Origin of the sequence: Brevibacillus sp. AY1, assembly GCF_029870785.1 — a bacterium.
GTDB classification, from domain to species: Bacteria; Bacillota; Bacilli; order Brevibacillales; family Brevibacillaceae; genus Brevibacillus; species Brevibacillus invocatus.
This window is the reverse complement of record NZ_JAFLPN010000012.1, coordinates 67,250-90,226: the sequence shown is the minus strand read 5'-3', so window position 1 is coordinate 90,226 and position 22,977 is coordinate 67,250. Positions and strand designations below refer to the sequence as shown.

Below are 22,977 nucleotides of genomic sequence, written 5' to 3'. Positions count from 1 at the left end.
TGTCGTTATATCGTCGCTAATTTACGGATAAATATACGGAATATTGAACCGATCGTCAAGGGAATTTTCTAAAAATTGATACGATACAACGCTCTCGGACGCCCCTGCTGGTAGGGCTGTTCTTCGCCTACGGCCTCTACAAACGCCTTGTCTGCCAATTTTTTCAGTATTCGCTCTGCACTTCTTCTGCTCACTTGCAAATACACAGCGAGATCTGTCGCCGTAAACCGATTGTCGCGACGCAAACGAATAAAGGAAATCAGCTTGTTGATCGTGACTACGCTGATTCCGGTTTGCTCCGCCACGTGGAGTACGCTGCGGTCTTCACTTTTGAGATGAAAGGTCTTGACTTCTTCGTTCAAGGGACCGATGACCTCTTTGTCTGAAGTCACGAGGAAAGCACTGCTTACACCCTGCTGCTTGCGCGCATGAAACAGTCCGATCCGCGCATTCGATTCCGCCTCTTTCGCTGTCATGCCAAAGCCAAAACCCATGCTGATCGTCACGCCAAACAATTGCTCCATGTTTCCCATGATCGGCATGTGTTGAAAATTATTGGTCATCTTCTCGATGCTTCCTCGCGTGCCGTAGAGAATAAATTGATCCAGACCCAGCTGCTGGATGGAGGCGTCTGTTTCTTTGCCTAGCTCCAGCAGCATCTGTTGCAGCATCATTCCGGCATCTGGCTGTGTCTTTGGGAGCTCACCCTCCCACTGATCGATTGCGGCCAAGCCGACAGCAATCTGCGCGTTTTCACTGATCAGCATATGCCCGAGCGAGGTTGCTCTCGCTACAGTCTCGCGAATGCTTTTTTCAGGCACAAGCATACTGACACACGGGATTCCTGCCGAAACGAGCTGGTCGTGGACGTAGTCGACACTCGTCAGCGCCAGCTTGCTCCGCCCGCTTTCGATGTTGCTCCGATGAAACTGGATCAACTCCTCTGCATCAAAAGAGGTTCCCACTCCATCGACGATCTGGCTGAAATCCTTTACCAGCCAATGTGAGGCATCCAGATTCAATTCCGTTACTGCCTGTGTGATGTACTCCTTTTTGGGAATATCGACAGACAGGTATTTCAAGCCCTCCTGCCTGTTTAGCATGACGTAGCCCAGCGTCAGGGTAAGGGTATACTCGTCTGACGGGATGTACACCGACGGCACTTTGCTTTGCTTCATTCGTTCGCGTGCAAAGAACGAGGGGAGAGGTCCGGCAAACAGCCATATGTCGCATTCGTTCAGCTCTTCAGGCAGCGAGGAGCATTCCATCGGATTTTGATAGATTTGGGTGGTAAATTGATTGTTGGGAAATGCATCTGCATAGGCCGTTATTCGAGAAGAAAATTCCTCAGGTGAAATGACGGCTATTCGTATCAGCATCATCTGTTCCTACTTTCGATCCTAAATTAATGGTCAGTCCCAGCCCTTCAGGATGATTATTCATCATGGAAGATGGGCAAGAAGACGCGAATCGTTGTACCCTTGTCAGGTTCGCTTTCAATCTCCAATCTTCCCTTGTGATGATTAATAATCTTGTTCGTAATCATCATTCCGAGACCGGTTCCCTTTTCCTTGGTCGAATAGAACGGCTCTCCGATCTTGTGGATGATGTCGGGTGGGATTCCGCATCCGTGATCAACAAAGCACAGCCTAGCTTCAAGGCCATGACGCTCCGAGCTAATGAGCAGCTTTCCCCCTTGCTTCATTGCCTCGATGCCATTTTTGATGATATTGACGAAAACCTGCTTTAACTGGTTTTCTTCGCATTGTAGAAATGGCAGATCAAGATCAAGCTTCAATTCCACTTCTACGTTATTCATGTTGGCTTGTGACTCGAGCAAAGCAACGACACTGAGCAAAATCTCGTTCACGTTCCTCTGATCGTAATGTTTGACCTGAGGCTTGGCCAAAACGAGCAGCTCTCCGGAAATCATCTCAATCCTCGCCAGTTCGCTCAGCATAATATCAAAGTACTGCTTTTTCTCTTGCGGAAAATGATCCTGAAGAAGCTTGGTAAAACCCTTGAGTGAAGTCAGCGGGTTTCGAATCTCATGAGCAACAGCTGCAGCCAGCTGCCCCACTGCAGCGAGCTTATCGGATTTTCGCAAAATCTCTTCTGTTCGCTTTCTTTCGGAAATATCTCGGCAAATGGTAAAATATCCGGTTATATTTCCATTAATAATGATCGGAATATTATGGCTATTTACTTCAAAAAAATATCCATCCTTATGCTTGATTGGATGTTCCAGTGAATAAGGGACACCCTCTTGGATCATGGACTCCCAGCTCGCTTTGACTTGCTCCAGCTCCGTTTGATCAAATGGAATCAGCTGCTTATGGGACATCTGGAGCAGCTCTTCCTTTGTATAGCCTGTCATCCGCTCAAAAGCTGGATTGACCTCGATGTAGTGACCGTGCAAGTCCAATGCAACCACACCGAATTGTAAGCCAGAAGAGACCGGTAGCGCATCTGATTTTCCATGATCAGCTGCTCCGTACGTTTTTGTTCCGTGATATCCTGGACGATGCCAAACACATGTGAACGATCATCGCCGACTGCATGCCCTTGCATGAGGAGCACACGCTCCATTCCATCAGGGCGGATGATCCTGTGTTCCAATCGAAGTGGTTCACCTTTTATGGCTTGCTCGAAGGCTTCCTTCACCGTCCTCCGGTCATCCGGATGAATCATCGAGAAAGGTACCTCAGACGGAATGGCTTCCTCCATCGCTTCTCCACCAAAGATACGAAGCGTTTCTTTGGAGCAGGTAAGCGCATCAGTCTTTAAATCCAGCTCCCAGTGGCCGACCTGTGCGATTTGCTGGGATTGTGCGAGTCCTCTTTCACTTAATCGCAAAGCCCCTTCGATTTGTTTACGCTCCGTGATGTCCTTTGATATTCCATAGACACCAACGACTCTTCCATCGATGCTGATCGGAACATTGGATACATCGATGACTCTCATCGAGCCGTCTCTCGTGACGATGTTTAACTCATAGCGTTGGGGGATTCCCGCACAAGCCAGTTGAAAATGTCGATTTGTCTTGTCTATTTCGGATGGGGTACAGAACAATCTGAAATTGCTTTTTAGCAATGCTGTACGCGTGCAGCCCAACATCTTTTCGGCAGAAGGATTGACCTCCAAAAAATTCCCATCCAAATCCATCAGGTAGACAGCGTCTGGATTTTGCAGAAAAAGCGAACGGTAATAAAACTCCTCTTCAGGCTCCAGGCTCTTCTGATTCTCTACCTCCTGGAATAGCATATAGATGCCCATTTCAACAGGATAGGCATGCACCTCAAACCAGATTTCCAGCATCCGATCAAAGGTGCGGAATTGTACGTTGACCTGTTCTACAAAAACCTTTCTTAATTGGTCGCAAAAATCGTCTGCAAATCCATCGGGATTCAGATCACAAATACACTGATGGAGCAGTTCTTCACGTGTCCGATTCAGCAGGCGGCTGGCTCGTGTATTCACCTGTGTGATAATCCAATTGGAATTAATCGAAATAAAAGCGTCGTTCATCTGCTCTAAAAAAACGGCTTCGTATTTGCCCAATGTATCGAATAGAGCCATTGTTTCCTCCAACTTGTGCAAAGTAGTAAGAAAACCAATATCGAAGTCTCCTCTGGGGAGGGCACATTTTTACTTTCCGATTCCATAAAAAAGTTCTATCACACTTTCCACTATGGACTTCGTGTCTCCTATACAAAATCCTCTTTTCTCGGTGATGGATTTTGTTGAAAAAGCTAGAATACGTAAAAAACCTGTTGTCTTTTCCCGAACAACAGGTTTTCCCTCGTTTGACTATTTTCGCATTTGGTTCTTCGTCGCCAAGTCCGTGTAGTACTCCGTCTCTCGTGTAACCTCTTGCAAGAAGACGGTCCGATCCGCATAGGCAGGCTCTACCTGGATGGTCTCCTGGTGCTTCAAGAAGACAGGGTCCTGCACCATTTTGGCGATAGCCCCATCCCACTTCTCGATCACATGCTGAGGAGTGTCTTTGGCAAAAGACACACCGGTCCACCAGGAAACGGACAGTCCCTTGATGCCCTGCTCTTCGGCAGTAGGGACATCCGGAAGAAACGTACTACGCTGTGTCCCGGATACGGCCAGAATCTTGATCTTGCCGGCCTGCAGCATCGGCATGACCTCTCCGATCATATGAACCGCCAGGACAGCATGACCTCCGGCTACTTTGGGCAAGGAATCCGATCCTCCCTTGGTCACGATCATCCGCGTCTTGGAAAAATCGGCTCCGATCACATCCAGCCATTCCGCCACACCAAATGCGGAAAAACCTGCAGGCCCTACCGAAGTCCAGGTCAATTCTTCCGGATGCTCCTTCACCCAAGCCGAAAACTCGGCAAAATCGTTCCAAGGTGCATCTGCCTTGACCGCAAAGGCCAGCGTTCCCTGGCCGATCCGGGATGTATATACCTGATCTTCATTGGTAATGGGAGGATTGGTCATCCCTGCTGTCAGCATCGTTGTATTGGAGACATTGACAGCAAGGGCTGTATAGCCATCCGGTTTGACCTGCTTCAGCGCGTACTCCGCACCAATCGCTCCGCCTCCACCCGGCTTGTTGACGACGAGGATCGGCTGTCCCCATTCTTTACTCAAATAATCCGCCGTAGCGCGAGCGACCAAATCTACGCCGCCACCCGCTGAGTAAGGCACGACGTATTCGATCTGCCTGGTCGGATAGTCCGGTACAGTCTGCCTCTCTTTTTCCCCTGCTGCCCCACACGCGCTGACCGTCAAGGCAAGAATGAAGGAGAGTAATGCGGTTCCAAAGCGTTGATACCCTTTCACGTTTGCTTCCTCCTCCTGTGGATTCAAAAACTAGGCGACATCTTCCTCGCCACGCCGTTCCTCCCTGACCCGGATTTGGGTCCGCTTATTGAGCAGGATCGAAACGATCAGCAGCGCGGCCGCGGCAAGCAAAATAGTCAGCGAAATCGGTCTTCCCAGCACAATCGACAAATCCCCTGAGCCCATGGCCATCGTCTGAATAAACGACTCTTCCAGCAAGGGCCCCAGAATAAAGCACAAGATGAGCGGAACGACCGGCCACTTTCCTTTGTAGAACAAGTAGCCCAATCCTCCAAAAATAAAGGCGATCAAAACGTCAAACATGCTGTTGCGCACACTGTACGCGCCTATTGTGCACAGCATCAAAATGATCGGAGCCATGATCCCATAGGGCACTTGCGTGAGCTTCACCCAGATCCAGACCATCGGCAGATTGAGCACCAGAAGCATCGCATTGCCAATAAACATCGAGGCGATGACCGTCCAGACGAAGGAAGCGTGTTGCTCAAACAGGACTGGACCTGGAGTCAAACCATAGATCATGAACCCTGCTAGCAGGATAGCCAGAGGAGGGGAAGAGGGAATCCCCAATGAAAATAAAGGGATAAAACCAGCACTGCTGGTGGCATTGTTGGCTGCTTCCGGTGATGCGACACCTTCGATGGCACCTTTCCCAAATCGCTCCGGGCGCTTGGCTATCTTCTTCTCCAGATCGTAGGCCAGAAAGGACGTAATCGCGGCAGAACAACCAGGGAGGAGCCCCAGAAAAAATCCGACCAGCCCGCCCCTCAGCATGGGTGCTGCGCTTTTTTTCAGGTCCGCCTTCCCCGGATAGACGCTTCCCGGCTTTCCAATCACGGTAGACAAACGTTTTTCCTCTATCCCTTTCAACACTTCTGTGACGGCAAACAGACCGATAATGATACTGATCATGTCGAATCCGCCCACCAGTGAAGAGACGCCATAATCAAATCGGGGCATACCGGAGGAGGGACCTAGCCCCACCAAAGCGAGCGTGTAACCGAATGCCCCCATCAAAAACGATTTGATCAAGGAGCCTCCTGAGAGACTGACCATCAGGGTAAGCGCGAGAATCATCAAGGCAAAGTATTCCGGAGGGCCGAATTTCAACGCCTGGTCTGCCAATATGGGCGCAAAAAAGACTAAACCTACTACCCCCATCAAACCAGCCGTGAAGGAAGCGATCGCCGAAATCCCCAAAGCAGGTCCGCCTTTTCCTTGCTTCGCCAACGGATATCCGTCCAGACACGTCGGTACCGAAGACAGCTCACCCGGAATATTCAGCAGGATGGCGGTCGTCGAGCCTCCATACATGGCCCCGTAGTAGATTCCAGCAAGCATGATAATGCCTTGTGTCGGTTCCAGCACGGCCGTCAGTGGAAGCAGAATGGCAATGGCAGAAGTTGGCCCCAATCCCGGCAGGACACCGACAAAGGTTCCGATCAGCGCCCCAATCGCTGCCATCAGCACATTTTGCAGTGTCAAGGCCGATGCAAAGCCGTCCATCAGGAATTGAATCGTATCCATGAACAGACTCCTTCCCTACAAAACTCCGTTACGAAAATGCAATCTGCAGCCAGTAGACAAAGATCAGGTACTGGCTGACAGTCAGGATCGCGGCGTACAGCATAGAGGTGGTCCATCGATACCATCCAATCAACCGAAACAGCGCTACACTGATGAGCCATGTAGCCACGATGTACCCCACCATTCCCAGCAGCCAAATATAGAGGAACAATACAGACAGACATAGGATGATGCGCATGCGCAGCTCGGCAGGAATGCTGCTTTTCGCTGAGGTGGCAGCCTGTAATCGGAAGGACTGAAGCAAGAGGACAACTCCCAGTACGAGGAACACACCCCCTAGTATACTTGGCAGGGTATGGTCCCCTACATAGGGAGAAGAAGCGTAGCTTTGCAGGCGATACGCCTCTATACTGACGACTACACCGAGCAGCGTAAACAACAGCGCTCCGATAAAATCGAAAAGGTTTCCTGGCCGTATCACACCATCACTCCTCCCTGAAAGCTATCATCAGCCTATGGCACAATAGCCCATTTTGTGATTAGAAAACTTGGCTACGGCCAAGCTTTTGGCGGAGCCTTAGTTGCACTTATACTATCTTCCGCTAATCTTTTTAGCGCTTTAGCGCACTTAAACTTTCCGCTAGTATAAGAAAACCTCTATTGAGGCAGCTTTCTGCGCCCAGGGTCATGCCTTGATCTAAAAAGAAAAAAACCGTTGCCGCCCGGCTACGTTCACCGAACTGACAACAGCTTTTGCTGTTTGCTGCTCCTCCACTTCCTCACAAGCCATGCTTAATCGCATCACGATCTCGATGACTAGCTTCGGATAAGCCGTATTCGTTCTTTATCCTGCATTCCCTGTCTCAGGCTTGTCAGCCGGTTTGCCCGCTTCGACTAACGATTTGTTGCCCAGCAGGAAAAATCCTTGGATAAACAATAATGTTCCTGTCACGATCAGCAGCCATTCGATAGCCACGACATCCGCAAGCGGTCCGAAAACAAGCATCCCCATCGGCATTGTCACACTGGAGATCATCCCCATCACGCCGAATACCCGGCCCAAATAATCCACTTCTACCTTCTCTTGTAGCATCACGGTCGACGGTGTATTAAAAATGGGCATAGAGACGCCAGCCAAGCCCATAATCGCAATGTAAATCCAAAAGTTCGGCACGATCCCCAAAGCGACCGTGCACACCCCAAACATTAGACAGGATAGAGCCATCGTATGGATTTTGTTGCGAAATCCACCCCAGGAAGCGATCAGAGCGCCACCAAGCATCATTCCTATGGAGAAGGCCACCTCAATCGCAGTCAAGCGCCACACATCGTCTCCGAATGACCGGGTAACCTGAAGGGGTGTCAGGAATGCAGCGGGTGCGACCAAAAGCATAAAAAACGTCATGAAAATAAAGAACTTTTTTACATAATTGTGCTCTTTTACGTAGTCGAAGCCCTTGCGCATATCTGCAAAATAGCTTGTCGTCTGCTCTTCGGCAGCTTTAGCATGTGTCTTGACTCGCAGAAACAGAAGCAGGATCGCAACAGCAATCGCAGCTGTAACGACATCAATCAGGAAAATAACCTCGATCGTAGCCATCGTAAGCAACGCTGCACTAAGCATCGGTGCGGACAGCATAACAAGCGCCTGGATGCTGCCATTGACTCCGTTTACCTTTGTAAGCTGATCCTCTGGGACAAGCAGGGGCAGGATCGCCCCTACAGCAGGTGTCTGTACCGCTGTGCCAAGCGCCCGAATCGCCGAAATGACAAAAAGCAGCCAAAGCGAATTGTAGCCATTCATAAAGAGGATGGCCAATACGAGAGTAGCCAGGGCGATGAAGGAGTCTGACAGGATAATGAGTTTTTTGCGATTGTACCGATCAGCCCATACGCCAGCAAATGGCGAAAGAAAAAAGGTAGGCAGGAAGCCGCATATGATGGAAATCGTCATCATCACGCCGGATTGGGTTGTCAGTGTAATATGCCACATGATTGCATACTGAACGAGTGCCGTGCCAAACAGCGATATGGTCTGGCTGGACAAAAAAAGGATGATGTTCTTTTTCCAGGATTGGTCCATGATTCTTGAATCACCACCTCGGATTTTCTAATCGAATCCATACTACCATAGATACGCAGGATTTCTTTTCTTATAAATTGCTCTTTTATTCATCTTCAATTTTAACCATTAAAAGATGACATCCATTGTCATAATGAAATGATAGGATGAGAAAAGGAGGTGCGTTTCTTTGCGAGCAGATCGTTTGCTATCCATATTACTTTTGCTTCAAAACCAGGGAAAGATGACCACCAGACAGCTTGCAGAAAAGCTGGAGGTCTCGGAGCGGACCATCCATCGGGATATGGAGGCGTTGAGTGCTGCTGGCGTGCCAATTTTTGCAGAAAGGGGAACCTATGGCGGCTGGCAGCTGACTGATGGGTATCAGACTGATCTGACGGGTCTAAAGGCATCCGAAATGACATCGCTTTTGCTCGGTTCACCCTCGACGCTGCTAGGTGATTTGGGCTTGCGCGAGCATTTTGAAGCCGCCCTGCAAAAACTGCTGGCTGCCTCTCCTGCAGCCCTACGACAAAATGCCGAATACGTCCGTCAGCGTATCCATATCGACGGAGCAGGCTGGCATCAATTGAACGAGTCCATTCCCTTTTTCCCTGTGATCCAGGATGCCGTCTGGCAGGAAAAACAGCTATTGATTCAATATCGGCGCACCAATGAGATCGTCGAACGGACAATTTCGCCCTTGGGTTTAGTAGCCAAGCGAAGCACCTGGTATCTGGTTGCCGAGGTAGATGGCGAAATGCGCACCTACCGGATCTCCCGCTTCTTGAGCGTCCTTCCCTTGGATATGGGCTTTATTCGGCCAGCCTATTTTGATTTGGCGGGCTACTGGGAAGAATCGACTGCTCATTTTCTGGCAGCCCTCCCCCGCTATCCGGCAAAGCTCCAGATCAGGGAAGACATTCGAGACCGCTTCGCAGAGGAGCGTTTTGTCCAAATAAAAAACACCCAGTCCGCATGCAACGGCTGGGTGGTAACAGATGTGCAATTTGAAACGTTGGAATCTGCTGTCGAAATCGTACTCCGGTATGGGGCTCTCCTGAAAGCAGTGGAACCCCAAGAGCTGCGGGACCAGGTCATCGCTGAAGCGCGAGCCATCCTCTCGCTCTACTCTTAACCCAAAGCTACGGATTCTCGTTCTCTCGTCTCTCTGCCTAGAATGAGCAGGACGATGGTGCCCAGAATCAGGACGACCGTGAACATGCCAAAGATAAAGGAATAGCCGTATTGAAGACCGGAGTAGTAACCGACCAGATAGGGCGCGATGATGCTGCCTATACGTCCGACACTGGATGCAAAGCCAGAGCCTGTCGCTCGCAGTGGTGTCGGGTAATTCTCTGGCGTATAGGCGTAGAGTGCGCCCCATGCCCCCAGATTAAAGAAAGACAGCAGGGCTCCCGTGACGAGCAGGCTCGTCGTACCGTTGCTTTCACCAAACGCGTAGGCCATAACGCCTGTCATGAATAAAAAGCTTGCGAGTGTCTGCTTTCGGCCCCATTTTTCTACCAGATACGCAGCAACGAAATAGCCTGGAAGCTGTGCCAAGGTCATGATCAGCACATACTGGAAGCTTTTAATCATCGTAAAGCCCTTGTCTACCAGCACGGAAGGCATCCAGAGAAACATGCCGTAGTAGGAAAAGGCGATGGCAAACCAGACAACCCAGAGGGTGATCGTCTCTTTTTTATGAGCCGTCAGCAATTGGCTTACTGGAATACGCTCAGCTTTCAGGCTGAATTGCGGCGATTCCGGGATGTTTTTACGCGCGAACCAGGCGTATACGATCGGTGCAGCCCCGAGAATGACAGCCAAACGCCAGCCGTAGTCGGGGATAATGAAATACGCTATGACAGCCGCGATCAGCCAGCCTACCGCCCAAAAGCTCTCCAGCAGTACAACCGTTCTGCCCCTTTTTTCGGGTGGCGCGAACTCGTTGACCAAGGTCGAGGCTACTGGAAGCTCTGCTCCCAGCCCAAGACCCATGAGGAAACGGAAGAACAGCATGGAGATGAAGCCTGTTGCAAAAGCGCTAGCCAGACTGGCAGCACCAAACAGAAGCAGTGTGAGCAGAAAAATGGGCTTACGTCCAATCCGGTCCGCCAGATAGCCCCCGACCGCTGCACCAATCGCCATGCCGACGAGATTACCGGTTCCCAAAAGTCCCGCTTCTTCTCCGCTCAGTCCCCATTCCTGGCGCAACGCAACCATGATAAAGGACAATAAGGCAACATCCATCGCATCAAACATCCAGCCAAAGCCTGCTGCCCAAAACACTTTTTTATACGGTACGGACATGTTTGTTTCCCTGCCTTCTTTTCTTATCTGGTTATCTTCATCCCACTTTAAAACAGCAAGGAGATGAACGATTCACGATCCAGATTGCCGAAAAACTCCTGGATATTTACGTCAGACAACAGCTGTGTCAGTGTAGAGCGGTCGTAAGGCTGGTCGAGAAGCAATGCTTCCAGCTCTGACACGTCCCTGACCCCAAAGAAGTCACCGTAGATATGCGCTTCCTTGATTCTGCCTTTTTCAATATCGAGCTGCACCTCGATGGTGCCGATGTCAAAACGCTTGGACTGGCGGAAATTGCTCTTGGGAGACTTCCCGTAATTCCAATCCCAGTTTTGATAACGTTCTCGGGACAGCTCGTGGATTTTTTCCCAATCCTCATCCGTCAGTTTATACTCGATAATTTCTTTTCCTTCAAAGATTGACTTCAGGATGGCTAGTCGGAAATCCTCAATGCTCATCTCTTGATCCAAAAACTCTGTGATGTTGGCAACTCTGCTACGGATGGACTTAATGCCCTTGGATTTGATCTTCTCTGCATTTACTTTTAGTGCGGAAACGACATTCTCCATCTCCGAGTTGAACAGGAGCGTACCGTGGCTGAACATCCGTCCTTTGGTCGAATACTGGGCATTGCCTGAGATTTTACGCTCTCCTACTTGAATGTCATTGCGACCGGTCAGCTCTGCGTCTACCCCTAAATGCTTCAAGGCTTGTACGACAGGCTTGGTAAACTTACTGAAATTATGAAACGACTGCCCGTCATCATTTGTAATAAAGCTAAAATTCAGGTTCCCCAGGTCATGGTAGACCGCACCGCCACCCGACAGCCTGCGAACGATGTGGATGCCATGCTGCTCCACATATTCAGCGTTGATTTCCTCGATCGTATTCTGGTTTTTCCCTATAATAATGGACGGCTCATTCACATAGAACAGCAGATAATCATCTGTAGCAGGCAATTGCTTCAACGCGTATTCTTCTATCGCCAGATTGATTCTTGGATCTGTAATTCCTTGATTGTCGATGAATTTCATTGGTTTTCCTCCCGTTGGCAATGCTAGTCTCCCCTTATCATACCATGTCCATCCGGTAATAGAGAGCCATGCGCGAGTATGAAATAAATAGACTGCTGAGAATGGTTTTCTCAACAGCCAGTTAGGTCTTACTCCGATTGTGATTAAAGCAAATACAGTTGAACCAATCCGCGAATTCTTGACTCGGACAGAGTAGTGTGATCTTGAACAATCGGCATCAGGTATTCCATCACCCTGTCGATGTCTTCTTGGCTGGACGCCTCAACCTGATCGATTGCGTGATAGATCATGATGGTCATTTGCTTACCGGTCAAGATATACGGTTTGCCGTTGATGGTGGTCTCCAGAATGGCGAGCAAGGCCTCTTCAATCACGTCCTGCGCTTCGTCCATGTCATTACCGACCGCGGATTTCCCCTCACCCTCAGGCAATTCCTTGTACAGCTTCTTCGCGTTGTTCAGCTTGTCGATGGCTGCATCGATACCGGTTTTGCTGGTCAGTTTGTCATCCAGGATATCATCGAGAATGTCACGCACCGCATCCATGTCCTCAAGCAGTTGCTTCACTGCATCCAGTCTTGCCTGCAGCTCAGTCTTGGCTTCCCCTTCCGGCACGTTGTCAATGGCGTCTTGGGCGGCATCCACGCTTTCCTGCGTTTGCTCCTGTTCAGCCTGCTCTACCAGTTGGGTGGCAATACCCAGATAGTCCGGTTGTTCTTCGATGTTGGAATTTTCATACGCGTATCTGACCAGATCATCATACGCTTGGCTGAAGTTCCATCCATAATCTACTGCGATTTCCCATGTAAGGCCGGACGCAATGACCATACCGTCGCCCAATTCGTATTCTACCAATGTAGCCTGGTCAGAGACAGAACCTCTTATAATGACATTGCTGTTGCTGGGCAAGGAAGATTCGTTCACAACTCGGTGGCTGGCAAAGCTTCCTGGAAACTCGCCTGATAAACCACCACCCCTGACAACCGGATGATCCGTATCTACGACGTAATTGTTTATCTCATAGGATGATGTACTCGTTACTCCGCCGGGGAGCGCTGCATTAAAGGATCCACCGTTGTGACCCTGATCCGAAATCCCCGCGAGAAGGACGCCGCCCGATTCCACGTAATCTTCGAGTTCATCTTTAGCAGCGTTGTAGTCGTTATAGAAGGTAGAGTTCTGGTCGTTGGCAAACATGATCATGCGGTAGTTGGACAAATCCAGATCATCCACCCGATCCATGGTTGCGGCATCGTAGGCGATACCCAGATTAGCCAATGTACGTTGCGCGGCACTACTCCCCCAAGGATACACGTTCATGACGAGAAGCGCCTTGCCTTCCTCCCCCCCAATCTCCGATGCGATGTTCAAGCTTTGTTGCTTGCTCAGCTTCTTTGGCGTGTAGCCATCCGGCGGCGTTACGGAATCCGCGGATTCAGCCTGTGCATACAGGGTGGGAACGGCCAGTGAGAAAACCGTGGACAAAGCAACCATTGTCCGCAAAACTTTTTTCATAACAACCCTCTTTTCCTTACAGATTTTTTGCGATTCGTTGCAAATACCGTCTGCTATCATTGCGCCATCACCCCTTTCACATACAAAGGGATGCCCAGAGCGGGACATCCCCAAAAGGTGGCAATAACGGCTTAGTCTTGTACGAATTCGGTTCCGAAGTTGAATTTGACTTCCTTACCTTGGAGTGGGTTGTTTTCTTCTGGAGTTAGATCGTCAAAGGAAACAGTATAGCCGAAGAAGAGGGATTCGCCTGGCTCAACCACGTATTGCAGACCAGGATCCACGATGTTGTCATTGCCGACCAGATTGCTCAATTGGTCCTGGAATACATGCTGGACGTTTACGTTGACCGGGTCGCCGTTTACATGTACGCGGAACGATTCTTCCATGAGCAGTCTTTTCACTTCTCCGTGGACCTGCTTGATCGCCTGTTTCAGTTCTTCCAGCTCCATGGTGTCATGCCCTGGGAACATCGCTTCCATCAAGTCATCGAAGGTCGTTTGGTAGAACTGGTCAATCGCATCCACCAAGTCCGCATACTCGCTGCTGTCGATGTTCAGGAACACGTTGGAATCCGGTTCAAAAACGGCGATCGTCGCATGTGCTTGCTCGGCAAAGGCCATCGCATCATCATCTTGCGCCTCCGCGAAAAGTTTGTTCAGCTTCGCGTTCAAAGTACCGTCGTTGCGGATAAACATGCCGCGTGTATGCGTATCGCCAGGCTGCCAGAGGCCAGTGCCCAGGACGCCGGCGTCATCCGGACCGAAGCCGTCGCTCGTGTAGAACATCGGTCCTTCTATCGGAATGTCATTGCGGAAACCGGTCATTTCCAGTGTACCTGCTTGAACAGTGTTCCCGGTCGATGTTTCAGTATCATTAAAATAAGCATAAGTTCCAGCGCCCACCAGGCCAGCGAAAGCCACCGTCGAAGCGAGCATAGACAAAGCCAAGCGCTTTTTCATCGAATGATTCCTCCTATTGAAATGCGGGAGAGGCATCCTCTCCCGCTTGGTTGAAATGGGCTTGCGCTACAGGATGTTTATTATTGTTGGCGTGCTTCGAATACGAGGTTGACAGATGCGCTGTCGCCTTGGTATTCGTTTTGCGGAGCGTTGGCTTCTTTAAATGTCAGTTTGAAGGTAATTGCTTTCTCATCATCTGCTGCACCGTCAGCACCGAGTGCACCCAGTTCGATATTCGCATTATCCAGATCGGTCAGTGTCAGATCGCCACCGTTTGGATCGTTAACAGTTACTGCTTGCCCACCGAATTGCACATCGGTAACGATCAACTGAGTACCGATGTCGCTTCCATCGCCATTGCCGTCTGCAGTGTAGTCGGCAGTAACATTTACGTTAGCAGCCAAAGATCCAGCGTTGCTCAGGTTGTAGTTTACATCCCAATCGTCACCTGGTTTTGCGTTTTCAATGTTGAACACGGCAGCGCCATTGAGGTCTGGTCTTAGGTCAATCGTACCGGCTGCGAACGTGTTGTTGTTCGACGTTTCGGTGTCATTGAAGTACGCGAAGGTTCCGCCGCCGATCAGTGCAGCACCGATCCCCACTGATGCCAAAGTAAATGCGAATTGTTTTTTCAAGCTCATTTCCCAATTCCTCCCACATATCTTGTATTTTGTTCGTTGGCACCCGAGGCGGTGTGCCTTACAGTTCTAATCTTACTGGTTTCCAATCTTTTCAACTTCCTGCATCGGGGTGAATTAAGTAGGAGAGCATGGATGAACCGTTTCTAACACTAATCGGCTACAACCTTTCATACTCAAGGATGAGGAGTAATCATCCCTGGGTAAAACCAAAAAACCCGATCACGCAGACCGGGCTTCTTGCAGGGGGCTGTTCAGTTTGCTGCTGCTTCTTCTTCCTTCATCATCTTTATCAGCTTCCAGATCTGGCTGACAATCAGATACAAACCGGGAACTCCCAAAAAGATCAGCATGCCTGCCTTGGACTTGATGAACTCAACCAGGTAGCCAACCAGCGGGACCCAGTAGTCGACTTGGCCGATCACCCGGTCTTTTGTTACCGGGGTGGAATCCATTCCACCATTGGCGTCCCCTTTTGTGATCAGCTTTCCTTCATTGATCTCCACTACACGGTGGGTAACCGTCCGGCCGTCCAGCTCTTTAAAGGTGATGATGTCGCCTTGTTTTATTTGCTCAAACGTAACGGGCTTCACTGCCACCACGCTGCCTGTGTCAAAGGTGGGAGCCATCGAGCCGCTGAGCACCACCATGATCTCACTTCCAAATAATGTTGTTTTCCCGCCGTTCAATTTACCGATGAAAAGAAATACGCAAAGGGCGATGACAACTACGAGAAACAGAGTTGTCAGGACCGATATTGATTTTTTGAGAATAACCACTTTGTGTAATCCCTCGCTTTTTTCGAGCGGTTCTGTCGTTCACCGCTCCCAGTATGGATGATACAACTTCCCAAAAATACATCTCCTTCGTCAGATACCGCTACGATGCTTGGGCCGGTTCCCCAGATTCAGGAGAGCTCTCAGGAGAGGGTGACCCTTGATTTTCACCGGAAGGCACGGATGGAGCAGGGTCGGTCGAAGGCGTCGGTGGTGCAGTAGCTTCATCCGATGGCGGAGAAGGCGAATCTGCAGAATCGGACGGCGGAGGTGTAGTCGGCTCCGTCGTTGATCCGTCCGGCGGTGGTGTTTCTGGCGTTGCAGGTGTTTCTGGCGTGCCGGGTGTGCCAGGCGTGCTCGGATTTCCAGGCTGCTGGGGATTTCCCGGGGCATTCGTCTCCTGCACGTCCGTCTTCTTTTTGTAAATCGTTGTGACCGCAACTGGAATCACGACATCGTAAAAACCGCCCAACGCAGTGACATGCAGTTCCCCTTTTACTGTCCCGTTTTTCCATTCCATTTCACCACGGGCATGGGAAATGAGAAACTCAATGCCCTCCTCCGACTCTATCTTTTCAACCTTGACAATACCTTCCACTGCTCCGGTTACACGTAAGTTCTCCAACTCCAGATCCAGGTGAGGACGCTGCGGAATAAACACAATCGTCTGTGCTCCTTGGTCGATCGACACTTTATCTTCCGCCGTCTCGGAAGAAGTTCCGTCAGCATTCATCGTCCGTCTGATTACGGTCCGCTTGGTTATCTTGGTCTCGATCGTCATTTCCTTGGTCTGTGTCACAAATACATCTTCATTGGTACCGAGGGAGATGGAGGACGTCTGTTTTTTCTCACTGGTCAAGAAGGCGACCGTACCGTCCAGTGGCACGATGTTCAACACCAGACTGGCCGCGAACAGCCCTACTGCGATTTTTTTCAATTCCCTCCCCTCCTTTACTCAGCATAAATAGCGTCCTGTGTCACCTGCTTTGCCAAAAAACGCAGCTCTAGTTCCCCTTGTAAAGCTTGAAAGGTATGGTCGACGCCTTCCTGCGGCAGATATGCCGTAATGAGAAACTTCTTATTCGGATCCCCGGCATGAAACATGTTCTCCGTATCATTCGAACGAACCACTCCAGGCTCTTGCGGATGCAGATCGCGAACAAGCCCCTCATACAAAATATTCTTGCCGCTCGCGATGCGGATGTGCAGAACTTCCTCCAGCTTTTGCGCCACTTCCGGAGCATTCGTATTCTTCATCTGAGCCACGATTTTGTACACAAAGTCGAGATCACTCGCGCCCTTTGATAAGGTTGCCTCTAACAGCCGCTCATCCCCCGGTATCATTTTGGACAGATCAATGGATTGGTTGCCGCCCTTCACGACCTTCCACTCACTGCCAAAGCTGCTCTCGGTAATGTCGAGCAATCCGATGACAAACTCATGTCCGGTGTCCTTGGCTTCCTGCCACATCCAGCTGTAGGTAGTGGCGGGCTGCCCCAACAAGGAGACTGCTACACCTATCAAAAAAAAGCTTCCGACTACCTGGTCGCGGAAAAGGAGCCACCGCCCCTTTGATCTCTTGACCCGCCGTCTGTTACTCATATTTGTTGTTTTCGAGGTACAAATCTGCCTTGTGCAGATGAAGAGCCAGTTTTTTCGTTTCGCTCTCTTCCGTTGCGATCTCCTTAAATCCGTCAATGCCATCACCTACCCGCACACCGCCGCTTTCCACTGCGTGTTTGTTTACTTTGGTGAAATCATTGCCGACAATCTGTACTTGAGTCTCTTTGTCATTGGCGATCACAACAGCATGCTCTCCTCCACCAAATGTGTTGTCAGCGATAAGCACCGCCTTGATCGTTTGCTCCAGGAGGATGGCAGTTTGCGCTCCTTCAAATGTGCTTCCTTTGATGGTCAAGCCTTCAATAGTCTCACTCTCTCCATCAACGGCCGCCGTCTGGATCGCGGTTTCGAAGCCGCTGCCAAACGTGCAAGCCCGAAAGCTGATATTGGAGCCGATGACCAAACCTGTCCCATTGCCCTCAAAACGGATTCCCTCAAACGATGCGTTGCTGACCTGAAGTTCATCGGCTTCGATGACGACTTTGCCTTCCTGGCCGGGAGCAGCCTTCCAGGTAATATTTTCAGGCAGCTCCAAGCCGCCCAGATCGTAAGTGCCTTCCGCTAGAATAAAGGTCATGGAGGCATCTTCCTCCGATACCTTGTCAGCGAGCTTCATGGTTTCCATCAGCTGCTTGCCGCTCAAATCCTCTGGTCTAAAGGTCATGACCGGCCCGCCTTGGGCAAAATACTCGCCATTTTCCTGTTGGGTGGCGAGGAAGCCGAAATTAACCTCTGCCGACTTCTGCTGCACTTCGTTACCCGTGCTCTCCGGGAGGTATACAGAAAATTGAAGCTGGTCACTCTCGCCTTTGCCCAGCTCTGGGATAATTACATTCGCCTGCGACAAGGTGCTGACCCGTCCATGATACAACACGCTGCTGTCGCTTTGAATCTCTACCACCAGTTGGTCGTACACGATATCATCCCCGCTCGCCTTCTCCGCCAGCAGCGCATACTTGACAGGCACATCACTTTCATTGCTTACGGTAAGCCCTTTCTCGAAGCGCACTCCAGGCAAAAACGGCTGATCGCTATCCGCCTGAAACTTCAAGTTGCTCTGCCCCAGACTAATCTCCAGTGTGCCGGCAGCAAAAGTGGTGGAATCATCCACTTGGCTGGTAAAGTATGCGTATGTACCAAAACTGGTGCTGGCCGTGATCGATGAGAGGACAGCCGTTCCAATCAAGATACGCTTCCATGGCCAGTTTTTAACCTGCTCCCATTTCATGATACTTCCCCCTCAATGCACTCGGTTTGAGTCAAATCCTGCTTGCTGTTTTTCTTTCGTTGTGTATAGATCAAGAAAGCTGCGAACCCTGCAAGGAGAAAACCCAAGGTCAACGGCTCTCTCAGCATTTGCTGGAACGATGCGGCGTACGGGATGGTAAAAACCACCTTACCAAGCAGACGTGACGGATCGGTCCACCCCCCGTCCGTTTCCTTATTGGCGTCTCCCTTGGTCTGGAGATAACCGTTTTCCAGACGTTGCATGACGCGATGTGTCATCAGAGAACGGGTTTTATCGTTCTGATAATAGGTCACGATGTCGCCCACCCGGGGTTGGTCCTGCCCGTAACGCACAACGATCACCATGTCTCCTGCAGCGATGGCGGGAGACATGCTGCCCGTAAGAACGGAGAGCACCCGCCAATCGCCGTACCCCGGAATTTGGTCGGGATTCCAACGACTTGTGGTATACAGAAATAAATTAGTAAATGTAAACAGAGCCAAAAATACCAGTCCAGCTTGTTTTACCCATCGGAATCTCACGCCGATCACCTCTTTCACTTATTCTACGCCAAAGCATTTCCGCTATCTTCCATCACCGGTACGACTCACTTCCCTTGAAAGGCGGAAGATTTTTCGCGAACAGGATGAATCCTTCTCATACTGAAGGATGAGAGAGCGAAACCAAATAAAAAAACTGTCCTCATCAGACAGTATCCTCGTCAGTAATATGAAGTTTCAGACGATAGGTGACCAGAGGCCGTACCGGCACATACCTTTTACCAGCCGGCCCAGCCTTTATCAAGGTGATATCCTTTCCACAGTAAGGACAGATCCAACGGCACAAGTCACCACTACTATAGGAATGCTTTTTACAGTGCTTACACCGTTTTTGCAACAAGCGACGTCCCCTCCCCCTGCTTTCCCCCACTCTATCAAAATGGACACGAGGAAAGGAATCGGGGAACAGTCTCATTTTTTTTAGCCACGAGGCTGAGAATGATCCAACCATCGGGGGACGTGGGACACCTTTGTCGGGGAATGAATCTGTACGGCGCTGGCAAACGCCTGCACTACTTTCTCGTCATAGGCATTTCCAGCCATGCTGCAAATCTCTTCGTACGCTTCTGCAAGCGTAACCGCTTCCCGATAGGCTCGTGGCGTCGTCATTGCCAGAAAACATTCAACAATACCCAAAATCTGTGCCAATAGCGGGATCTCCTCCCCTTTCAACTGCTGAGGATATCCGCTTCCGTCATACCGCTCATGATGAGAGTAAAGCGCTTTTACCACACGCGCAAAGGCGGGTTTATCATGAAACATCTCGCTACCGATGTGACAATGTTCCTGAATGATTTGATATTCGTAGGTGGTAAGTCTTTCATCCGACTCAAAAACGTAGTCCGGCCATTTGATTCGACTGACATAATGCAACAGTGAAAGCATGTTGATCTCCCAGTCATTTACCTTCTCCAGCGGAAACTCTCGCAAAATCCGCTTGATCAGGCGGCCCATCTGTTCAATCTCTTTGCTGCTGCTCTGCGTCTTGCGTTCAACGATGGGAACCAATGTATTCAGCAATGTCATGGCATACTCCCGATTGTGCTCCTCTGCCGCCTTTCGCGAATCGCCTAACACTTTTTTTATGGTGACATAGCCGATCCAGGCACACGCAGCACTGATTCCCGCCAAACTCAGATCAAACAAAGCATCTATTGTCACCGACATGTTTTGTTCCAAACCCAGTGTGAGTACGTAGATGAGATAGGCTGCCGATCCCCAGATGAGCAGGAGAGCACGGTCGTGAAAAAAGCTGAGAAAGATGGGAAACAACAGGAAAATCATCCATACGCCAGTAAACTGATGAGGATTGTACAAGCAGAAAAACAGCAGCAAGCAGGTCCCGAGGAAAGCGGAAATATGCAGCGAATTGGTCCCAGGCATTACGTAAAGCTTGTGCAAGACATAGACGGTCCAACTGACTGCAGCACATATCGCCAATCCGAAGATCGCCATCCACGGTGACAAGACGACTCCCAACGTGTGCAACAGCAAAGACAGGAACGCATCGACACTGACGAGCAGTGATATCCCGTAAAACATGCTATCTGCCAAATAACCAGTGTGATTACCGTTTCTCTTTCGCGATTTCATGGACAACCCTCTTTACGATTATTCCATCGACCACTATCGTCAACGCGGAACCTTGACCAGTCCTTTTTTCAACGCGTACAAGACTGCCTGTGAGCGATTCGGTTGACCTGTCTTGCGCAGAATGCTGCTTACATGTGTTTTCACCGTTGCCTCGGAGATGAAGAGGCGCTGAGCGATTTCCTGATTTCCTAGATTTTCCACAATCAGCTGAAAAATTTCCTGTTCGCGCTCGGTGAGGGAAATACCTGAGTTTTCTTTCTTTTTCTGTTGCAATTTGGATTGAAAGCAGGAGTACCCCATCATGACCATATCCATGGTGTTCAGAATCTGTTCAGGGACCGTGTCTTTCATGATGTATCCGTCCACATTGGACTCCAATGCCCGAAATACATCCTCACTTTCGTCGAATGCTGTCAGGATCAGCACTTTGATTTCAGGCAGCTGCTCCTTCATTGTTCTGCAGCTGTCGATAATGGAGATACCGGGCATTTTCAAGTCAGAGATAATCAAATCAGGTTTCAACGCCAAAGCCTTGGTTTGCAACTCGTCTCCGGTGCTTGCTTCATCCACCACCGTATAGCGTGGGCAGCTTTCCAGAATCATCTTCAGCCCCTCCCGCACAATCCGATGATCATCAGCCAGCAGCAATCTCACCCTATCCACATGTCCACTCCTTTTCGCGGTATGATAGCCACGATTTCAGTTCCCTCTTCCGGTTTGGAGCGGATCTGAAACGTCCCTCCCACCTGTGAGATACGCTCTTTCATTCCCATGACTCCATACTGGTTTTTCTTCCTTTTTTCTTCGGGACAAAAGCCGATTCCGTCATCCTTGACCCGTACTTTTACCTGTACCGAAGAAGCCTCCACACTTACGTCAAGAAAATGGGCATACGCGTGTTTCAGCGCATTCGCCGTCGCTTCCTCCACCATCCGATAGATGGCATCCAAAATCGGCAGATCTTCCTCCAGCACTCGTACTTTTGATGTAAATCGCACCTGCAGATCGGTTCCAGCCGTCATTCGCCGCAACAGTTGCTCGATGGCTTCGGAGATCTGCTGCGACTCCCGGAACTCTCGCAAATGCGTAATGGTACTCCGCACTTCTTTGTGGCACCACTGGATTCGCTCTTCAATCTGACCAAGCCGCTCTGCTGCGGTTTCTTTTACCTCTGAAGGCAGGGACTGCTTGAGCTGGAATAGTTGGGCGGACAAAAAAAACAACTGCTGGGCTAATCCATCGTGCATGTCCTGAGCCAGTTTTTTCCGCATTTCCTCGTGGAGAGATTGGGCCATTTCATAATGGAGACGGTTTTGTTTACCCTGCTGACAAATAACGGTCGAAATAACGCGAAGCATCAACCGCTCTGCTTTGCTTATCTCCTGCTTTGGAGGGATTGCAAAAATCAGGCATCCCCACGCCTCATCATCTAACCTGAGTGGCGAACAAGCATATGTATCTTCCCTGCCGGTGTAATCATCCAGCTTCAAGATCGCAAGTCGGTTCCAATCTTCTGCACCTGCGTCCAGCAAACATTGCAGAAAGTAATCTCTTTTCCAGTCACCTTCCGTCTCCCGTTCTTGGTACAAACACAAATATGCCTGCTCTGTGCGAAATACGCGTCGCAACATCTGCTCGGTAACCTCGCAGATGTTGATGGATGGAGCTGACGAGACTTTCCTTAAAAAAAGGTACACTTGAAAACATCTGGCGTAGAGTTTTTTTCCCATTTTCAGCAAGGCAACGACCCAGAACGTCAGACTGGCCCAAATCATCATATCGAGTAGTATACTCAGGTTGTCATGCTGGGTCTTTGGAAGCATGACTTCGGTGGGAAACCATAAGGTAAGAACGAAAACGGCAAGAATAAACAGGGTGAATACGAATAGAACCTGTTTCAGCCGCAAGACAGCCGTCAGCCATAACATCGACGTGTACGCATAGAGCATAAACGGGCTGTTCCACGTACCGGTCTGTGCGATGAAAAAGAGAGCAATCCCCAAATCGACCATTCCGAGCAAAAACCAGGATCGTCGCGGAAGTGCGTACCCGAGAATAATGACGTAGACACCACAGATACCTAGGGTGATTGCGGAAAATCGGTAGTTTGGACTGGGAGCGTCCATGAGGAAGAAGAAGAAAGCCAACAAAAGCACCCATTGAAACAGATACAGAACGAGGCGAATTTCTTTTAGCAATTGGTCCATTCGACAAGACTCCACTTCCCATTGGAAAAACAAAACGGAAAAAATAGACATCATAATCGTACTTGATTTTTACAAACATTTACAATATATGAAAA

The 22,977-nt window shown here is 49.8% G+C and carries 21 protein-coding genes; 1 reads left to right on the top strand and 20 read right to left on the bottom strand.

Translation table 11 applies throughout. The features are described from left to right. Nucleotides 1-68: 68 nt before the first annotated feature. The 7 genes from JZI27_RS12265 to JZI27_RS12235 all read right to left on the bottom strand — a co-directional run bounded on the left by JZI27_RS12265 (nucleotide 69) and on the right by JZI27_RS12235 (nucleotide 8,452). The gene (locus JZI27_RS12265; protein WP_280207660.1) at nucleotides 69-1,382 is read right to left on the bottom strand and encodes a transcriptional regulator; all 1,314 of its coding nucleotides are present in this window, start codon (nucleotides 1,380-1,382) and stop codon (nucleotides 69-71) included. Between the two features lie 53 nt (nucleotides 1,383-1,435). Then, nucleotides 1,436-2,425: an ATP-binding protein gene (locus tag JZI27_RS12260; RefSeq protein ID WP_280207659.1), complete on the bottom strand. Its 990-nt coding sequence runs from the start codon at nucleotides 2,423-2,425 to the stop codon at nucleotides 1,436-1,438. Continuing rightward, on the bottom strand, nucleotides 2,374-3,579 hold the full coding sequence (locus JZI27_RS12255; protein ID WP_280207658.1) for a PAS domain S-box protein: 1,206 nt from the start codon (nucleotides 3,577-3,579) through the stop codon (nucleotides 2,374-2,376). The genes JZI27_RS12260 and JZI27_RS12255 overlap by 52 nt, the downstream gene beginning before the upstream one ends. 231 nt (nucleotides 3,580-3,810) lie before the next feature. Then, on the bottom strand, nucleotides 3,811-4,821 hold the full coding sequence (locus JZI27_RS12250; protein ID WP_280207657.1) for a tripartite tricarboxylate transporter substrate binding protein: 1,011 nt from the start codon (nucleotides 4,819-4,821) through the stop codon (nucleotides 3,811-3,813). Nucleotides 4,822-4,851: 30 nt separating this feature from the next. After that, nucleotides 4,852-6,369, bottom strand: coding sequence for a tripartite tricarboxylate transporter permease (locus tag JZI27_RS12245; RefSeq protein ID WP_122910350.1), 1,518 nt, complete (start codon nucleotides 6,367-6,369; stop codon nucleotides 4,852-4,854). A 28-nt stretch (nucleotides 6,370-6,397) separates the two neighbouring features. Further along, complete coding sequence (locus tag JZI27_RS12240; RefSeq protein WP_251244458.1) at nucleotides 6,398-6,850, bottom strand: tripartite tricarboxylate transporter TctB family protein; 453 nt, start codon at nucleotides 6,848-6,850, stop codon at nucleotides 6,398-6,400. A gap of 363 nt (nucleotides 6,851-7,213) precedes the next feature. After that, a complete protein-coding gene (locus tag JZI27_RS12235) occupies nucleotides 7,214-8,452 on the bottom strand; it encodes an MFS transporter (protein WP_280207656.1) in 1,239 nt (412 codons plus the stop codon). 169 nt (nucleotides 8,453-8,621) lie between these two features. On the opposite strand from JZI27_RS12235, the gene JZI27_RS12230 reads away from it, so the two are divergent. Beyond that, on the top strand, nucleotides 8,622-9,569 hold the full coding sequence (locus tag JZI27_RS12230; protein ID WP_280207655.1) for a helix-turn-helix transcriptional regulator: 948 nt from the start codon (nucleotides 8,622-8,624) through the stop codon (nucleotides 9,567-9,569). On the opposite strand, the gene JZI27_RS12225 is transcribed toward JZI27_RS12230, so the two are convergent. The 13 genes from JZI27_RS12225 to JZI27_RS12165 all read right to left on the bottom strand — a co-directional run bounded on the left by JZI27_RS12225 (nucleotide 9,566) and on the right by JZI27_RS12165 (nucleotide 22,882). Beyond that, a complete protein-coding gene (locus JZI27_RS12225; protein ID WP_122909730.1) occupies nucleotides 9,566-10,747 on the bottom strand; it encodes an MFS transporter in 1,182 nt (393 codons plus the stop codon). The genes JZI27_RS12230 and JZI27_RS12225 overlap by 4 nt on opposite strands. Nucleotides 10,748-10,794: 47 nt before the next feature. Further along, nucleotides 10,795-11,781: a lipoate--protein ligase gene (gene lplA, locus JZI27_RS12220; protein WP_280207654.1), complete on the bottom strand. Its 987-nt coding sequence runs from the start codon at nucleotides 11,779-11,781 to the stop codon at nucleotides 10,795-10,797. Between the two features lie 143 nt (nucleotides 11,782-11,924). Continuing rightward, a complete protein-coding gene (locus tag JZI27_RS12215) occupies nucleotides 11,925-13,295 on the bottom strand; it encodes a type 1 glutamine amidotransferase family protein (protein WP_122909667.1) in 1,371 nt (456 codons plus the stop codon). Nucleotides 13,296-13,426: 131 nt separating this feature from the next. Continuing rightward, the gene (locus tag JZI27_RS12210) at nucleotides 13,427-14,257 is read right to left on the bottom strand and encodes a TasA family protein (RefSeq protein WP_122909668.1); all 831 of its coding nucleotides are present in this window, start codon (nucleotides 14,255-14,257) and stop codon (nucleotides 13,427-13,429) included. 80 nt (nucleotides 14,258-14,337) lie between these two features. Further along, nucleotides 14,338-14,898, bottom strand: a complete 561-nt coding sequence (locus JZI27_RS12205) for a TasA family protein (RefSeq protein WP_122909669.1) — start codon at nucleotides 14,896-14,898, stop codon at nucleotides 14,338-14,340. A 251-nt stretch (nucleotides 14,899-15,149) separates the two neighbouring features. Continuing rightward, on the bottom strand, nucleotides 15,150-15,674 hold the full coding sequence (locus JZI27_RS12200) for a signal peptidase I (protein ID WP_122909670.1): 525 nt from the start codon (nucleotides 15,672-15,674) through the stop codon (nucleotides 15,150-15,152). Nucleotides 15,675-15,774: 100 nt separating this feature from the next. Continuing rightward, on the bottom strand, nucleotides 15,775-16,608 hold the full coding sequence (locus JZI27_RS12195) for a hypothetical protein (protein ID WP_122909671.1): 834 nt from the start codon (nucleotides 16,606-16,608) through the stop codon (nucleotides 15,775-15,777). A gap of 14 nt (nucleotides 16,609-16,622) precedes the next feature. Next, nucleotides 16,623-17,195: a hypothetical protein gene (locus JZI27_RS12190; RefSeq protein WP_122909672.1), complete on the bottom strand. Its 573-nt coding sequence runs from the start codon at nucleotides 17,193-17,195 to the stop codon at nucleotides 16,623-16,625. Nucleotides 17,196-17,265: 70 nt separating this feature from the next. Continuing rightward, complete coding sequence (locus JZI27_RS12185) at nucleotides 17,266-18,522, bottom strand: M73 family metallopeptidase (RefSeq protein WP_122909673.1); 1,257 nt, start codon at nucleotides 18,520-18,522, stop codon at nucleotides 17,266-17,268. Further along, complete coding sequence (locus JZI27_RS12180; protein WP_183185099.1) at nucleotides 18,519-19,064, bottom strand: signal peptidase I; 546 nt, start codon at nucleotides 19,062-19,064, stop codon at nucleotides 18,519-18,521. The genes JZI27_RS12185 and JZI27_RS12180 overlap by 4 nt, the downstream gene beginning before the upstream one ends. 438 nt (nucleotides 19,065-19,502) lie before the next feature. Further along, a complete protein-coding gene (locus JZI27_RS12175) occupies nucleotides 19,503-20,675 on the bottom strand; it encodes an HD-GYP domain-containing protein (RefSeq protein ID WP_122909676.1) in 1,173 nt (390 codons plus the stop codon). A 39-nt stretch (nucleotides 20,676-20,714) separates the two neighbouring features. Further along, complete coding sequence (locus tag JZI27_RS12170) at nucleotides 20,715-21,338, bottom strand: response regulator transcription factor (RefSeq protein ID WP_122909677.1); 624 nt, start codon at nucleotides 21,336-21,338, stop codon at nucleotides 20,715-20,717. Next, the gene (locus JZI27_RS12165) at nucleotides 21,326-22,882 is read right to left on the bottom strand and encodes a sensor histidine kinase (RefSeq protein ID WP_280207653.1); all 1,557 of its coding nucleotides are present in this window, start codon (nucleotides 22,880-22,882) and stop codon (nucleotides 21,326-21,328) included. Before JZI27_RS12165 ends, JZI27_RS12170 begins: the two co-directional genes overlap by 13 nt. Nucleotides 22,883-22,977 lie beyond the last annotated feature (95 nt).

Coding starts and splice junctions, on each gene's coding strand:
- JZI27_RS12265 (WP_280207660.1), bottom strand. CDS start 1,382: ATGATGCTGATACGAATAGCCGTCATTTCACCTGAGGAATTTTCTTCT.
- JZI27_RS12255 (WP_280207658.1), bottom strand. CDS start 3,579: ATGGCTCTATTCGATACATTGGGCAAATACGAAGCCGTTTTTTTAGAG.
- JZI27_RS12245 (WP_122910350.1), bottom strand. CDS start 6,369: ATGGATACGATTCAATTCCTGATGGACGGCTTTGCATCGGCCTTGACA.
- JZI27_RS12235 (WP_280207656.1), bottom strand. CDS start 8,452: ATGGACCAATCCTGGAAAAAGAACATCATCCTTTTTTTGTCCAGCCAG.
- JZI27_RS12225 (WP_122909730.1), bottom strand. CDS start 10,747: ATGTCCGTACCGTATAAAAAAGTGTTTTGGGCAGCAGGCTTTGGCTGG.
- lplA (WP_280207654.1), bottom strand. CDS start 11,781: ATGAAATTCATCGACAATCAAGGAATTACAGATCCAAGAATCAATCTG.
- JZI27_RS12215 (WP_122909667.1), bottom strand. CDS start 13,295: ATGAAAAAAGTTTTGCGGACAATGGTTGCTTTGTCCACGGTTTTCTCA.
- JZI27_RS12210 (WP_122909668.1), bottom strand. CDS start 14,257: ATGAAAAAGCGCTTGGCTTTGTCTATGCTCGCTTCGACGGTGGCTTTC.
- JZI27_RS12205 (WP_122909669.1), bottom strand. CDS start 14,898: ATGAGCTTGAAAAAACAATTCGCATTTACTTTGGCATCAGTGGGGATC.
- JZI27_RS12185 (WP_122909673.1), bottom strand. CDS start 18,522: ATGAAATGGGAGCAGGTTAAAAACTGGCCATGGAAGCGTATCTTGATT.
- JZI27_RS12175 (WP_122909676.1), bottom strand. CDS start 20,675: ATGAAATCGCGAAAGAGAAACGGTAATCACACTGGTTATTTGGCAGAT.
- JZI27_RS12165 (WP_280207653.1), bottom strand. CDS start 22,882: ATGGACCAATTGCTAAAAGAAATTCGCCTCGTTCTGTATCTGTTTCAA.